Origin of the sequence: Thalassotalea nanhaiensis, assembly GCF_031583575.1 — a bacterium.
Classification (GTDB): domain Bacteria; phylum Pseudomonadota; class Gammaproteobacteria; order Enterobacterales; family Alteromonadaceae; genus Thalassotalea_A; species Thalassotalea_A nanhaiensis.
Map to the genome: position 1 here is coordinate 4,127,422 of NZ_CP134146.1, position 13,505 is coordinate 4,140,926.

The 13,505-nt window shown below is 38.1% G+C and carries 13 protein-coding genes; 3 read left to right on the forward strand and 10 right to left on the reverse strand.

Annotated features, from left to right (window positions below; translation table 11 throughout):
- Positions 1-42 precede the first annotated feature (42 nt).
- From miaA to RI845_RS17970, 5 genes are read right to left on the reverse strand one after another with little or no spacing between them, the layout of a single operon-like run.
- Positions 43-990 carry a tRNA (adenosine(37)-N6)-dimethylallyltransferase MiaA gene (gene miaA / locus RI845_RS17950; RefSeq protein WP_348387545.1) on the reverse strand — a complete coding sequence of 316 codons (948 nt, stop codon included), beginning with the start codon at positions 988-990 and terminating at the stop codon, positions 43-45.
- Between the two features lie 48 nt (positions 991-1,038).
- The gene (gene mutL, locus RI845_RS17955; protein ID WP_348387546.1) at positions 1,039-2,889 is read right to left on the reverse strand and encodes a DNA mismatch repair endonuclease MutL; all 1,851 of its coding nucleotides are present in this window, start codon (positions 2,887-2,889) and stop codon (positions 1,039-1,041) included.
- 21 nt (positions 2,890-2,910) lie between these two features.
- Entirely contained in the window at positions 2,911-4,218 is a 1,308-nt protein-coding gene (locus tag RI845_RS17960; RefSeq protein ID WP_348387547.1) for an N-acetylmuramoyl-L-alanine amidase, read from the reverse strand.
- Between the two features lie 52 nt (positions 4,219-4,270).
- Positions 4,271-4,741: a tRNA (adenosine(37)-N6)-threonylcarbamoyltransferase complex ATPase subunit type 1 TsaE gene (tsaE, locus tag RI845_RS17965; protein WP_348387548.1), complete on the reverse strand. Its 471-nt coding sequence runs from the start codon at positions 4,739-4,741 to the stop codon at positions 4,271-4,273.
- Positions 4,738-6,231, reverse strand: a complete 1,494-nt coding sequence (locus RI845_RS17970; protein WP_348387549.1) for an NAD(P)H-hydrate dehydratase — start codon at positions 6,229-6,231, stop codon at positions 4,738-4,740. The genes tsaE and RI845_RS17970 overlap by 4 nt, the downstream gene beginning before the upstream one ends.
- Positions 6,232-6,241: 10 nt before the next feature.
- On the opposite strand from RI845_RS17970, the gene queG reads away from it, so the two are divergent.
- From queG to RI845_RS17985, 3 genes are all read left to right on the forward strand, one after another.
- A complete protein-coding gene (gene queG, locus RI845_RS17975) occupies positions 6,242-7,387 on the forward strand; it encodes a tRNA epoxyqueuosine(34) reductase QueG (protein ID WP_348387550.1) in 1,146 nt (381 codons plus the stop codon).
- Positions 7,388-7,629: 242 nt separating this feature from the next.
- A complete protein-coding gene (locus tag RI845_RS17980) occupies positions 7,630-7,857 on the forward strand; it encodes a ribbon-helix-helix domain-containing protein (protein ID WP_348387551.1) in 228 nt (75 codons plus the stop codon).
- Positions 7,857-8,144, forward strand: a complete 288-nt coding sequence (locus tag RI845_RS17985; protein ID WP_348387552.1) for a type II toxin-antitoxin system RelE/ParE family toxin — start codon at positions 7,857-7,859, stop codon at positions 8,142-8,144. The genes RI845_RS17980 and RI845_RS17985 overlap by 1 nt, the downstream gene beginning before the upstream one ends.
- A gap of 153 nt (positions 8,145-8,297) precedes the next feature.
- Here RI845_RS17985 and RI845_RS17990 read toward each other — a convergent pair whose 3' ends face one another.
- The 5 genes from RI845_RS17990 to RI845_RS18010 all read right to left on the reverse strand — a co-directional run bounded on the left by RI845_RS17990 (position 8,298) and on the right by RI845_RS18010 (position 13,414).
- Entirely contained in the window at positions 8,298-9,326 is a 1,029-nt protein-coding gene (locus RI845_RS17990) for a hypothetical protein (protein WP_348387553.1), read from the reverse strand.
- 619 nt (positions 9,327-9,945) lie between these two features.
- On the reverse strand, positions 9,946-10,080 hold the full coding sequence (locus RI845_RS17995) for a hypothetical protein (RefSeq protein WP_348387554.1): 135 nt from the start codon (positions 10,078-10,080) through the stop codon (positions 9,946-9,948).
- Positions 10,064-10,525: a hypothetical protein gene (locus tag RI845_RS18000; protein ID WP_348387555.1), complete on the reverse strand. Its 462-nt coding sequence runs from the start codon at positions 10,523-10,525 to the stop codon at positions 10,064-10,066. The genes RI845_RS17995 and RI845_RS18000 overlap by 17 nt, the downstream gene beginning before the upstream one ends.
- A 322-nt stretch (positions 10,526-10,847) precedes the next feature.
- A complete protein-coding gene (locus RI845_RS18005) occupies positions 10,848-11,633 on the reverse strand; it encodes an alpha/beta hydrolase family protein (RefSeq protein ID WP_348387556.1) in 786 nt (261 codons plus the stop codon).
- A gap of 116 nt (positions 11,634-11,749) precedes the next feature.
- Entirely contained in the window at positions 11,750-13,414 is a 1,665-nt protein-coding gene (locus RI845_RS18010; RefSeq protein WP_348387557.1) for a hypothetical protein, read from the reverse strand.
- Positions 13,415-13,505: the final 91 nt, after the last annotated feature.

Below are 13,505 nucleotides of genomic sequence, written 5' to 3' on the forward strand. Positions count from 1 at the left end.
TGCAAATTTAGTTAGTTACACAACGAGCTTTATAAGTATACACTATGATTTCAACTTTGCTAAACAACTTAAGATTTGTTGTAAATTAGTTTCATCATTAGTGGTTAACCAAGTTAAGTTTGGCCAACCACGAAGCCAAGTTAGTTGCCGCTTGGCGAGCTGTCTAGTGGCGCAAACACCGCGAAATATCATTTCTTCATAATCATATTCACCGTTTAAATGTTGCCACATTTGTCTATATCCAACACAACGAATAGAGGGTAAGTCTTCATGTAATTCGTCGCGCTGTTTTAATTGTTCTACTTCATGTTGAAAACCTTGTTCCAACATAATGTTGTATCTGAGTTCGATGCGCTGATGCAATTCAGATCGCTCTGTGGTGCTAATCGCAAACTGCAGTACATCGCCATCTAGAGTATCACCTTTAACCTTGGTTAACTCAGTCATGCTTTTATTAGTTATGCGATAAACTTCTAAAGCTCTGGTTAAACGCTGTGGGTCATTAGGGTGAATTCTCTCTGCTGACACTGGATCTACTTCATTGAGTAAATCATGTATATGCTGCCAACCTTTTTGCTCTGCTTCCGCATTTATACCCGCTCTAATTTCAGCATCAGCAGCTGGTAAAGGTGAAATACCTTCAAGTAGACCTTTGAAGTACATCATAGTTCCACCAACTAAAATAGGAATTCGGCCACGGCTGCGAATTTCATCTATTTCACGTTTTGCGTCCCGACAAAAGTCTGCGACAGAGTAACTCTCACTTGGGTCAATAATATCAATTAACCGATGTGGGTACTTGGCTAGCTCTTCTTCAGTAGGCTTGGCACTGCCAATATTCATATCTTTATAGATAAGCGCTGAATCAACACTGATAATATCGCAAGGTAAATTATCACTTAAGCCAAAAGCCAAATCAGTCTTTCCTGAGGCTGTTGGCCCCATAATGCAAATGACAGGTGGTAACTTTTGTTGCTTGTTATCGCTCATATCTTCTCAGGTGTTGAAAGTATACCCGTGCTGGCTCAGGGTGTAGTTTTAGCGTGCTAGCTGATTAATGTATGAAATAAGGTCTACTTCAATAGAATTCAAGCGCATATACTCAGAAAGATCAAAGTTTTGTATTGTTTTACTGTTTAATAACAACTGTTGCGCGTGAGTTAAGTCTAATTGCTCTGGTAATTTAAGCTCGGCAAACGCAGTCAACCAAGACTGCTCGGTAATGGTTTCTTCTGCCAGTAATAAATTAAGCAGCTGTAAAAAACTTTGACTAATATCTTTATCTCTAAACTGCGCCGGATATTGGCGAATAATACATTGTGAGCCTTTGACCGTGCATTTAATTCCAGCGTGTTCAAATGAATCAATATTTGTTTCAATAAAGCTGAGAGCTGATTTATCCATTGCGATAGATACTGGTAATAATAACGGTTGAGAAACAATGCCGGCGGTAAATGATTGCTTTAATAATTCTTTATTTACCGTATTACACAATGGTTTTAACTGCACACAATAGATAAGTTCTTTGTACAGTACTAGGGCAACAAAGTTGTCTGCCATTGTTAATAAGCGAAACTGCTCATTAACCGCAGGCTGGCTCAACGTTACCGCAGGAGCATACTCAGTTGCTGCAGAAGGCTCACTAGACTGTATGGCCACTGTATCTACAGGACTTTGCTGCGGCGTTGTTAACAGTGAGTGGTAATTACTAACTGCTTGCCCGGAAGGTCGTTGACTGTGTTGGTAACTGTTTGGGCTACTGCTTCCTCGACTAGCATTGTTTTCTGAGACCATTTGTAATGGCTGTACATAATCACGAGCGTACGGTTGATTGGCATTGTCAATCACTTCACCATGCTCATCACATAACAGCGTGTCAGGTATTTCTGCTTGCTGCGCAGAAAGTGTTTGCTCAACGGCGGAGCAAATAAAATCATGAACAAAGCGTGCTTGATGAAAACGTACTTCATGCTTCGCCGGATGCACATTTACATCAACGTCGGCAAAATCTAAGTTAAAAAACAATACAAATGCCGGGTAACCATCATGAGTTAACCTGTCAGCGTAGGCTTGTCTGATTGCATGATTGATTAATTTATCACGCATCATTCGATCATTTACGTAGCTGTAGCATAAATCATTTTGACTACGATAAAATTCAGGTTTTGCAATCCAGCCCCACAAGTGCAAATTATCATGCTTAAAATCTAATGCGACAGCATTGTCGATAAAGCCTTGTCCACATACCGAGGCAATACGTTTTTCGATTTGCTTCTCGGTTTTAGCACTTCGATATTGGCGTATCACTTTGCCGTTGTGGATAAGAATAATGGTGATTGCTAATTTAGACAGAGCAATACGACGCACCACCTCATCAATATGAGTAAACTCAGTTTTTTCTGTCCGTAAAAATTTTCTTCTTGCTGGTGTATTGAAAAATAAATCTTCAACATCAATGCTTGTGCCATCAGGATGAGCGGCAGGTTTGATATCAACCTGCATATCTCGGCCTACAGCAATTGCTTGCCAAGCAGAGTCTTGCTCTACAGGTTTAGACGTTAAGGTTAATCGAGAAACAGAACTGATACTGGCTAATGCTTCACCACGAAAGCCTAAACTGTGTATTGACTCTAAGTCATCCAGACTTTTAATTTTACTGGTAGCATGGCGTGATAACGCTAAGGTTAATTCATCTTTAATAATACCTTTACCGTCATCGGTAATTTTAATGCGCTTAGAGCCACCCTTTTCTATCTCAATAGTAATTTTTGTTGCGCCAGCATCAATGGAATTTTCCACCAGTTCTTTCACAACAGAGGCAGGACGCTCAACCACTTCGCCAGCTGCTATTTGGTTAGCAAGGCGAGCAGGTAATACAGCAATAGACATTAATTAAACCTTCTCTTAGCTTCAGTTAACCCGGGGAATAGTCAGAGTTTGGCCAATACGAACCACATCGCTTTTCAAGTTGTTGGCTAATTTAATCGATTTAACTGAGACCTTATAGCGCTGAGCAACAACGGACAGCGACTCACCGCGACCAACTTTATGCTGTGTTGGTTTTTGACTCGCTAATAATGAACCCTCTGGTGGGTAACGAACAAAGTGCTTTTTCATGCCTTTAAAAATTGCGGTTGCCAGTTTGGTTTGATGTCTTGACGACATTAAGTTTTTAAAGTCATAAGGGTTTGAAATAAAACCGGTTTCAACCAGCATTGATGGAATATCTGACGATTTTAATACCGCTAAGCTGGCATTTTGTGGTTTGGTTTTATGCATTTTCGTTACGGATTTAAGCTCTTTTATGACATTGTTCGCCATGCGGTCGCTAATTTCCAATGACTTATCTTTAGTAAGATCAGCCAAGAAAACTGCCAAGTTGTCATCATTAGTGCGTTTAATTAATTCACCACCACCACCGAGTAATTCTGAGTTTTTCTCGCGATTTACCAACCAACGTGACAATTCTGATTGTGCTCTGGAATTATTTACAATCCAAACTGAAGCGCCGCGCGGCTGTGACGTATGAAAAGCATCGGCATGTATTGATACTAAAAAGTCTACCTGCTTTTGACGGGCAATTTCGGTACGGCGATTTAAGTTAACAAAGTAATCTCCACTGCGGATCATTACCGCTTTCATACCGGGCTCTTTATCGATAATTTTCTGTAAACGCTTAGCAATGGCTAAAGTGATTTTTTTCTCATAAGTGCCGCTTTTTGAAATTGAGCCGGGATCTTCACCACCATGACCCGCATCAATACCAATGATCACATCGCGTTTGGTGTTTTTAGGCTTATGAGTGGCCACTTGTTTGCGTTTTTTATCAAGTAGATCAACAACCAAGCGATCGCCATATGGTCCCGTTGGCGCAAGCACAAATATGCTGTCATCGTAGCTGTCATTAAGCTCTAATACTAAGCGCACTGCGGTATTATTCTTACTGGTGCTAGTACGAATTAACTTAATTCGGGTATCGTTTTTGGCAAGGTTACTCAAATTTGAAATATTTTGAGTGTTTTTGAAATCAATAACTAAGCGCTTTGGGTTGCTTAGATAAAAATAGCTATAGTCAGGCTTATCACTTAAATCGAATACGACTCTAGTGTTTTCAGGAGCAGGCCAAATACGAACGCCTTCTATCACATTAATAGCCCAAGCATTAACGGCGAACATACTTAAAAGCACAACAAATATTTTTAAACTACAACTTCTCATGGTTTGTATTTACGCTTTCCCAAAAGCTCTATATCAAATGATATTTTGGCCTTTATGTTATTAGATTTATTATTTGCTCACCTTTACTGGTTGCAGCCAATAGTGTGATGAGTCTATGGGTATCATTATACTGCAAATTAATAATAAGATCTTCTTGGGGCAAAACACCAGCACCTTTTTCAGGCCACTCAATAAAACTGCACGATTTTATCGAAAAATAGTCGCGTATCCCCATATATTCCAACTCTTCAGGGTCGGCCAGACGATATAAGTCAAAATGATACACATGCCATGGTGATAACTCATAAGGCTCTACCAAGGTATATGTAGGGCTTTTTACGTTTCCAGTGTGGCCCATGCCTTGAACAAATCCACGGGTTAATGTGGTTTTACCTGCACCTAAATCGCCATTTAAGAACACTAATAAATTATCTAAATTTAGCTGTTTGGTAATGTTTGCTAATTGTTTACCCATAGCTACAGTAGCGTGTTCATCGGCTAATGTTAATGTTACTTCTTTCATTCATTTACCAGTTGTCGAATATAAGGAAATAGATCACTGGCGAGCAAGCCTTTTTGACCATAAGTTATTGCAATATCGGCAGCTCGGCCATGTAAATACACTGCGTATCTGGCTGCCAAAAATATATTAGTTGATTGTAATATTAAAGCGCCAATGATACCAGATAAGACATCTCCCATACCACCAACAGCCATACCAGAATTACCAGTTATATTGATTACTACATTGTTACCATCACTAATCAGAGTGCCTGCCCCTTTTAATACACAAACACCACCATATTTTAAAGCTATCGCTTTGGCTGATTCAAACCTGTCTTGTTCTATTTCTGCCACAGTGCAATGTAATAATCTGGCGGCTTCACCGGGGTGAGGAGTTAATACCCAGTTTTTGCGATATTGTGGGTTACTGGCGAGCAAATTTAGTCCATCGGCATCAACAACCATAGGTTTGTTTAATGCTAATACTCGTTGAAATTGTTCGGTTGCCCACGTATCAGTGCCTAGTCCAGGCCCAATAACAACGACATTTGTTTTGTGTACTTTGTGCTGATTATCAATATTTTTGCTACCTATGCTTACTAGCATTAGTTCTGGTCGAGTGGCAGTCACAATCATTTGGTTATGTTTATGACATGCGACGGCAACCAAGCCTGCGCCACTGCGTAAACTGGCTTCTGCAGATAATCTTACAGCACCAGGCATACCTAAATTACCACCAACAACTAGAACAAAACCACTATCACCTTTGTGTGCGCTTTGTCGTCTAGGCTGTAATGCTGTTAAAGAGTCGCGTGAATTGATCGTAACCGTTGAATTGACCTGTTGGCTAAACGCTGCGCCAATACCTAATCCCGAAAAATGCAGCTCACCACAATGATCCCCGGCAACACCGGTTAACAGCCCTTTTTTAACACCAACAAAGGTAATGGTTGCCTCTGCGTTTATTGCACATCCAAGTACTTGGCCTGTATTTGCATTTAGCCCTGACGGCACATCAAGGCTTAGTATTGGTTTTTCCAGCTGATTTAATAATTCTATTACGTCACGATAGTTATCTCTTACTGTCCTAGATAACCCAGTACCAAGTAAGGCATCAACGATAATATCAACGGTAGAAAAATCAATTTCATCAATTGTATGCAGGCACCCGCCTGCTTTAAGGTACTGCTCGCAAGCACGTTTGGCATCTCCTTGGTAGTTCTCTACTGCTGCTAAACTATGTAGATACACCTGTATGCCGTTTTCAAGCGCCAACCTGGCTAATACAAAGCCATCGCCACCATTGTTGCCTTTACCACAAACAATTAAGAATGTTTTACAATTAGGCCATTGTGATTGTAGTAACTGAAAAGCGGCTAACCCTGCAGATTCCATTAACTGATATAAATTTAAGTTTGCTTGCTCTGCTATTTTACCTTCGTTTTTTTGGACAGCTTCAGCCGAATAGGCATATTGTGGTATGCTTGCCAAAAATTTAACAGGTTTCATAAATACTTCCATGAGCGATCAGTCATCTATTAACTATCAACAACTGGCCGAAAAAATCAAGCTTTGGGCAATAGAGCTAGGCTTTAGTGATATTGGTATTTGTGATGTCGATTTAAAAAGCCATGAAAAAGCTTTAAGCAAATGGCTTGAGCAAGGCTATCACGGCAATATGGATTACATGGCTAGGCATGATCTGATGCGCGCTAGGCCTAGTGAACTGTTACCTGGCACACTGCGAGTCATCTCTGCTCGTTTGGATTACCTGCCGACTCAGGCAAAATTTGCCAAAATATTAAAACAACCAAAGCATGCCTTTGTGTCTCGCTATGCTCTGGGCCGAGATTATCATAAATTAATGCGTAATCGCTTAAAGCAACTAGGCCAAAAAATTGAAGCGTATTGTCATAGCCTTAATTTTCGACCCTTTGTTGATTCTGCACCGGTGTTAGAGCGACCGTTAGCAGAAAAAGCGGGCCTAGGCTGGGTTGGAAAGCACAGTTTACTGATCAATCAGCAAGCTGGCTCCTGGTTTTTCTTGGGTGAACTCATGGTAGATATTCCTCTGCCCGTTGATCAGCCGAAACAAAATCAATGTGGTCAATGTGTTTCTTGTATTAAAATTTGCCCGACCAATGCCATTGTTGAGCCCTATGTTGTTGACGCTCGCCGTTGTATTTCTTATTTAACCATTGAGTTACGGGATGCAATCCCAGAAGAATTTCGACCATTGATAGGCAATCGAATATATGGCTGTGATGACTGTCAATTAATTTGCCCGTGGAATAAATTTGCGAAGCTCTCGGTTGAGGATGACTTTCAACCACGCAACCAACTCGACGATATAACGTTATTGGAAATATTTACATGGACTGAGCCAGAGTTCTTAAAAAATACTGAAGGCTCACCTATTCGTCGTATCGGTTTTGATTGCTGGCAACGAAACATTGCTGTGGCACTGGGTAATGCTCCTTTTGATCAAGCCATAGTTGATGCCCTAACGTCTCAGCAAACAGACAGTGAAATGGTGCAAGAACATATTGACTGGGCTTTACAGCAACAACAGTTAAAACTAGAACATCTTAGCGATAACAAAAATGAACGATTAACCGCTCGGTTAATTCGTACCATTGAAAAAGGTTTATCAAGAGACGCCTAAATTTGATCTCCACCGTCATGCTCGAGTACTAGTGCATGGATGCACCTAGTTAGAACAATGCAGGAGCAATTGTAGAGCCCTAGCTACATCCGGTACCTCCTCCAGTAAAAGTGTGCTTATAAAAGTTTCAGGATCTAGTGAAGCCTCAAAAGTGCCAATTGCCGTCATACACTGAAATTTACACTTTAACCACTTTGGTGTATATTTACACCTCTATCGCACCAAATTAAGAGATTTCAATTATGACAAGACAAAGTATTACGTTAACTGATCCAAATGATGAATGGATAAAATCTCAGATATCTACTTATCATGAGTATAGTAATAAAAGTGAACTGATTAATGATTTGATTCGCCAGGCGCGTCGTGCTGATATGATTAATCAGAAATTAGCTCTATCAGAAGCTAGCGGCACTGTTAATCAAAATAAAGAAGATATGTTGAAAGAATTCAAAGAAAAGTTGAAGTAATGTATAAATACGAACTTACGCAAAATGCCAAGGATGATCTTTTTCGTATTTATAGTTTTGGTTATGAAGAGTTTGGCGAGGCTATAGCTGATAAATATTACTTTAGCTTGTTTGAAGCATTTGAAAAAATATCGAAAGATCCTTCCATTTATCAAAGTGTCGATCATATTCGACCCGGGTATAAACGTTTCATCCATAAACCTGACAGCATTTATTTTAGAATTAACAAAAATAAAGTAGTAATCACTGCAATATTAGGAAGGCAAAACTACGACAATTGGCTCTGAACTTCCAATATCGGAAGTAGAGAAAGTGCTCCGTCATCCCTCGCGAGTGGAACGAGATGAGGGACCTCCTTCAGTGATGCTGTGGGTCTGTTAAGTGCCAAAAGTGTACAATCATTATTCCTAACTAAAGATTGAGCCATGAATAAAATTTGATTAATCAAATTCTACATTTGACCCTAAAGGGTGTCTTACATATCCTTTGGAATCAAGATACTCTCTACATTTTTCATTCCATTTAATACTTGACCCCGTGATTGATATCACTTTAAGAGAACTTGACCAATTTTTTGTTTTAAGTATATCCAGATCTAAGGCGGTTCTACTAATATCAAGCCAAACAATATTCTTTTGATTATCGATACCTTCTAATAATTTAAGACTTTTACAGTTATCAATAAGTAACCGCTTAAGTGAACAACCACTAAGATCGATGCTTTCTAGTTTATTTTCATCTTCGACATGAAGGCAATTTAATTTAGGGAAACGACTCAAGTTACCAAGAGAATTAAAACCTCTTACTCCCCTTACTCGTAAAACTTCTAAGGATGAGATAGAAACATCTTTTAAATTTTCCCTCCCCCCTAGGCTAAGTTCCAGTTCTTTTAAATTTTCACATCTGCTTAGGAAGTCCAGAGATACTTTTTTGCTAATTTTCCCAAGCAATAATCGTTTTAATTCAGGCAGATGGGATACAACTTCTAGGTTCTTAATAAGCCCATCGACAAACAGGGTATTTAACAACTTAGCTTTACGAAGAAAAGACAAGTTATAATTTTTTTTCCGATTATCTATAAGGCTCAACTCTGTAAGATGTTTAAAATTAAAGTTAGATAAAAAGTCTTTATCATCAAACTCATAAACACCAAATGACAAAGCTCTCAACTCTTCTAGCTTATACAATGATTCAATCTTTCTTATTTCATGCAAACATTCTAAAGCTAGGTTTCTTACATTCGGTAATTTTTCAAGGCAGGAAGCATCAAAATGTTCACCATAATGACCGTAAAACCTTATTTTTAATAGTTCACCATGTCGAATACAAAGTTCATTTACATCAATTAGAATCTGATCCGAATAATCGGGTATGCCAAATTGGATAACAGGAATTTCACCTGAATCAATAATAGACTTTATATCCGCAGAGTGAATTGCAGATTGGTCGATGATTTTTTGTCTTTTCAATAGCTTAATCCATGCTTTTTATGCGAAAGGTACATTTTGAATTTTAGTTGTGATAATGCAACCAAACGTCTGGTTATCGCTCTATTCAGACCTTACTTTTTGAGTGAGTTAAGCTTTAAAGCGGTCCTACCCTCATTTATGCTTTTAAACTGTTACATATGCGTACGCTAATTTTTGAAAGTCTAGGGCTATTAATAATTTCTTCGTGAAACACATCCAAACAAGTATTTAAAGATTCAGTATCCTTGGATTCTTCGAATGATAATAGTAGCCATAGTATTCCGCAATTTTTAAGCATACTTGTCTGTTGTTTAGGACAAATATAATCGAATAGCCAATTATTGAAACTTCTATTGCTTCTTGAAAATTTATAAATGCAAATACAATACAAAATCACCAGCGTATATTTAATAAAAAACATTACAACCTATAGAGCCTCTGTTCTTACAACTAACCTATTCACCAATGTCTCTTGCTCGCTCTAATGCGACCCTGAGCGTTTGATTACATTACGTTAAATCGTTGTTGCTCTCAAGAGTGATAATTGTAGAGAGTCGCCAAATCCGCCTGATAAATCAAAGTTTCATTAAAAAGCAACTAAATTAAAGTGTTAGGACTCTTATTTATCGCCTTCAAGCTTAATGGTTTGAAACAGAACGGGCAACGCCGAACCGTCATCAAAACAGCAACTAGCTTCTACAGCCGCGATAGCTATTTCTTCAGAAGATTTGTTTTCATTATAAGAGTTGTGCATTGACCCTAGAGCGTATCTTCGACCCCCCCCCAACAGCCCAATACTTTGAATATTCATCGACACTTCTATAACTACAAAATTCAAAAATCCCTTTGGGAGTTAAAATTAATCCCGAAATTTGAGATGATTCAGCCGATTGGTCATCATCTTCCAGTGTATTTATATAATATTCGTCTTTTAAAATAGGATGCAAATTATTCAACGAATTAAAGATGCTTTTTCGGTCAGTGAACTCTAGAATTGCAGGATTATTCTCAATTATATCTTCAAATATATTATTGATATTCGACCAACCGACAAAGCCAATAAATGAATTATTAACTTTAAAATATTTGTGATTGTTTATCTTATTGTCGGACGGTACAGTCATTGTACCATCCGTCGAAAGTGAATCGCACGCGATTGTCGCATACCCATTTTTCTTTACTACTACTAATGTGCTCATAAAATTTCCTTATACTAAAAACATGTCCTTTCAAGGGCTGCTTCACGCACTGAGACATTAATTCATGCCTTATTAGGCGATTTGCTAAGCCAATATTGAACTAACTCATAAAGATTATACAAAGACAACATAACGCAAATTAAAGCAACCAATGCTGTCGGATAACACAATATTACTAAATCAGCCTCATAACCAACATAAGAAAATACTGCACATATAAAACCTGCAATTAGCTCTAATACTGCTTGCTCTAGTTTAGTTTTAATACCTAGATTTACAGGTCTAATATATTTTTTAAACACCACTTATTATGAACCTTAAGTTACTTACCTTTACAGTTCGAATTTAAAAAACTTAATGTAGTATTAATTAATTCAGTTCGATCTGCATTAAAGCTGTGGTCGCTATCTGCCGCAACAAGTAAAACTGGGCGACCGTTAAGACTGTTAACTCTTCTCACCAAGTTAAGCGCTTTACCATACTCTTTCAGCTCTTTTTCGGCTCTGTCACCTGACCAACCATTTAGCATAAATAAGGTATCACTGTATTCTTTCCAAGGTACTGTAGTTTCGGGATCTTTTATTAGCCCTACATCGCTAACCCCTAAATTGGCACCATCATAGGCTATTGCACAGTTTACCGACTGGTTATCAAATATACCTGCCATAGCCATATGCCCACCCATACTATGACCAACAATGGAAATTAAATTACTATCGATGCGTAACTTAGCGGCATTGTTTTTGTCGCTCATGTACTGCAATACAGTTTGTACGTCTTGTTCTGCGTTTAGAAAAGAAAACTCACCTTCACTTCCCCAAGCCCCACGATAATGGAAGAAAAGTACATTCCACCCGTTACTTCGTAACGCCTGCGCAACATCAAGGTTTTTTTCATTTCCAGGGTAACCATGCAGTAACAATACGCTTGGGTGTGGCCCTTTCCCTTCTGCTTGATAGATAAAGCCGGTCATACGCTTGCCAGCAGCGTTAAAGGTTAGCTCTGTAGTACTGGCTGGAAATTCTCCAATTGGTTGGGCGTTAGAGATATTTGATAAATTCAATATGATTAAAACAAATATCAAATTTAACTTATAAGCGAACTTCATAACGTTACCTTTTTAGAGAAATTATAAAATGATTACGTAAGCCCATGAAAGTGGGCTAACAAAAGATAGGGGAGCTTTAGAGTGATTAAAAACCATCTGTTCGAGCTGATAACGTATTAGCTTTCTTCAACAAACTTAGCGACTTCTGAAATCGCTTCATTCATTTCGACAATAAGAGGAACAGCTTGATGGATTGTTTGTTTATCACATACATTTTTTAACTGCTCACACACTTTAATTAAACGTGGTGCAGATAAAATAACGGCTGTTTTAAGGATCGCATCATTAATTTCATTCACTCTGGCTAAGTTCTCATGGGCAAGTGCATCTTTGAGCTTTTGGAAGTTTTGCTTATTACGATCCATATAATCATCAAGCATGAATACTGCCATTTCAGCAGAGCCATGATATTGATTAAACTTTTCAAGATTCATCACCAAATTGTTAATTTGATAAAAACTCGGTTGAGCTTCTTCAACTTCTTCATCTAATTCTGCAATAGCTTGCTTTTCAGTTTGCTTGAGCTCTGAGTGAGTATTGGTTTCCATTATCGATTTAAGTTGGCTTTTTTCTTTATTTTTAACCTTGATTAACGCTTGTTCAGCCTGTAATTCTTTTTCATGTTCAAGTTGCATATGATCTGCACCGGCATGGAATGTACGGTTAACCAAGTTTAAAATGCGCCATGCTAAAAAGCCGCTTGAAAACACTAGAATTAAGATAAACAGAAAACCGACTGGAAGCATGGTTGATTCTTTAACCTTAACCCCAATAATTGGCAAATTTAATTCAAACTCTGGTAAATCATAAAAATTAGGACGCTCAATTAACAAAGCAGTTTGCGTTAAGAAATCCTGGTAGTCTTTTAACTGACTGATCACTTTATTGGTTGTGAGATTTTCATCGCGCCATTTAGCAAATAATTGCCCAGAGCCCATTAACTGATTGGTGATGCTACTGATATCTGCTGTAAGTTGTTTTAATTGCTTATCGCTGGCTTTATTGGTTTGTAATTCTTTATTGATATTTTTTGTTAATGTCGCGATTTGAGTCGATATTTGGTTAAAGTGATGCGGTGTAACAGTTGAAGACAGCGCCGTTAATTGGTTCTGTAATTTCAATAATTCTTGATAAATGTATTGATAAAATTGCCCTTCATTCATCAATGCAATAACTGAATTAAAGCTGTTTGTTTTAACTCGATTTTGGCTATTTATAAAATCTAGTGAGTTCTTGTTTAGTAATCTTTGTTTATCACGACGAATATTATCAACCTGTTCTATGATTTCAATTAAGGTTTTAGTATTGGCACTGTATTGACCGTTACGTGATTGACGAATAAGAATGAGATCATCCACTAAAATAACAAACTTTTTATAGCCGTCGGCAAAAGTTTGCGCTGTTTGTGCGATGTCGTCGGCAGTATTATCACGTAAGCTATCATTCACCATTAATACGTGCTGCTTACTTAAGTCGACAATTTCCAACCAAGCTTGCTTAACATCTTCTAAGGGTTGATCGAGTTCTTGATGACGAATAGCTAATTGCTGAGCAACTAACTGATTTTCTAATTCAGCTACGCTTTTCATCAATTGTGCATTGTTTTTAATAAAAGGTATTTGTTGCTTGTGAAGAAACTCTGCTTTTTCAGCTTGTTGATTATAAAGCCATAAAGACGTTGCCACCAATAATCCCATGGTGGAAAGTAATAAGGCAACGTAAAGCACTGCCTTAGTGATAATATAGCTTGGTGTTTTCACCAAAGCTTGAGAGCCCTGCATAGTCACAAATCCTTTTATTGTTGTTATCTACCTTTACCACTGAGAGTAAGGTATTGAGTGACGATAATTATTAATACTAGTACAAAACTAA

Bases quoted from the DNA above. Each gene is read 5' to 3' on its own strand.
- miaA (WP_348387545.1), bottom strand. From the start codon at position 990: ATGAGCGATAACAAGCAACAAAAGTTACCACCTGTCATTTGCATTATG.
- mutL (WP_348387546.1), bottom strand. From the start codon at position 2,889: ATGTCTATTGCTGTATTACCTGCTCGCCTTGCTAACCAAATAGCAGCT.
- RI845_RS17960 (WP_348387547.1), bottom strand. From the start codon at position 4,218: ATGAGAAGTTGTAGTTTAAAAATATTTGTTGTGCTTTTAAGTATGTTC.
- tsaE (WP_348387548.1), bottom strand. From the start codon at position 4,741: ATGAAAGAAGTAACATTAACATTAGCCGATGAACACGCTACTGTAGCT.
- RI845_RS17970 (WP_348387549.1), bottom strand. From the start codon at position 6,231: ATGAAACCTGTTAAATTTTTGGCAAGCATACCACAATATGCCTATTCG.
- queG (WP_348387550.1), top strand. From the start codon at position 6,242: ATGAGCGATCAGTCATCTATTAACTATCAACAACTGGCCGAAAAAATC.
- RI845_RS17980 (WP_348387551.1), top strand. From the start codon at position 7,630: ATGACAAGACAAAGTATTACGTTAACTGATCCAAATGATGAATGGATA.
- RI845_RS17985 (WP_348387552.1), top strand. From the start codon at position 7,857: ATGTATAAATACGAACTTACGCAAAATGCCAAGGATGATCTTTTTCGT.
- RI845_RS17995 (WP_348387554.1), bottom strand. From the start codon at position 10,080: ATGCACAACTCTTATAATGAAAACAAATCTTCTGAAGAAATAGCTATC.
- RI845_RS18000 (WP_348387555.1), bottom strand. From the start codon at position 10,525: ATGAGCACATTAGTAGTAGTAAAGAAAAATGGGTATGCGACAATCGCG.
- RI845_RS18005 (WP_348387556.1), bottom strand. From the start codon at position 11,633: ATGAAGTTCGCTTATAAGTTAAATTTGATATTTGTTTTAATCATATTG.
- RI845_RS18010 (WP_348387557.1), bottom strand. From the start codon at position 13,414: ATGCAGGGCTCTCAAGCTTTGGTGAAAACACCAAGCTATATTATCACT.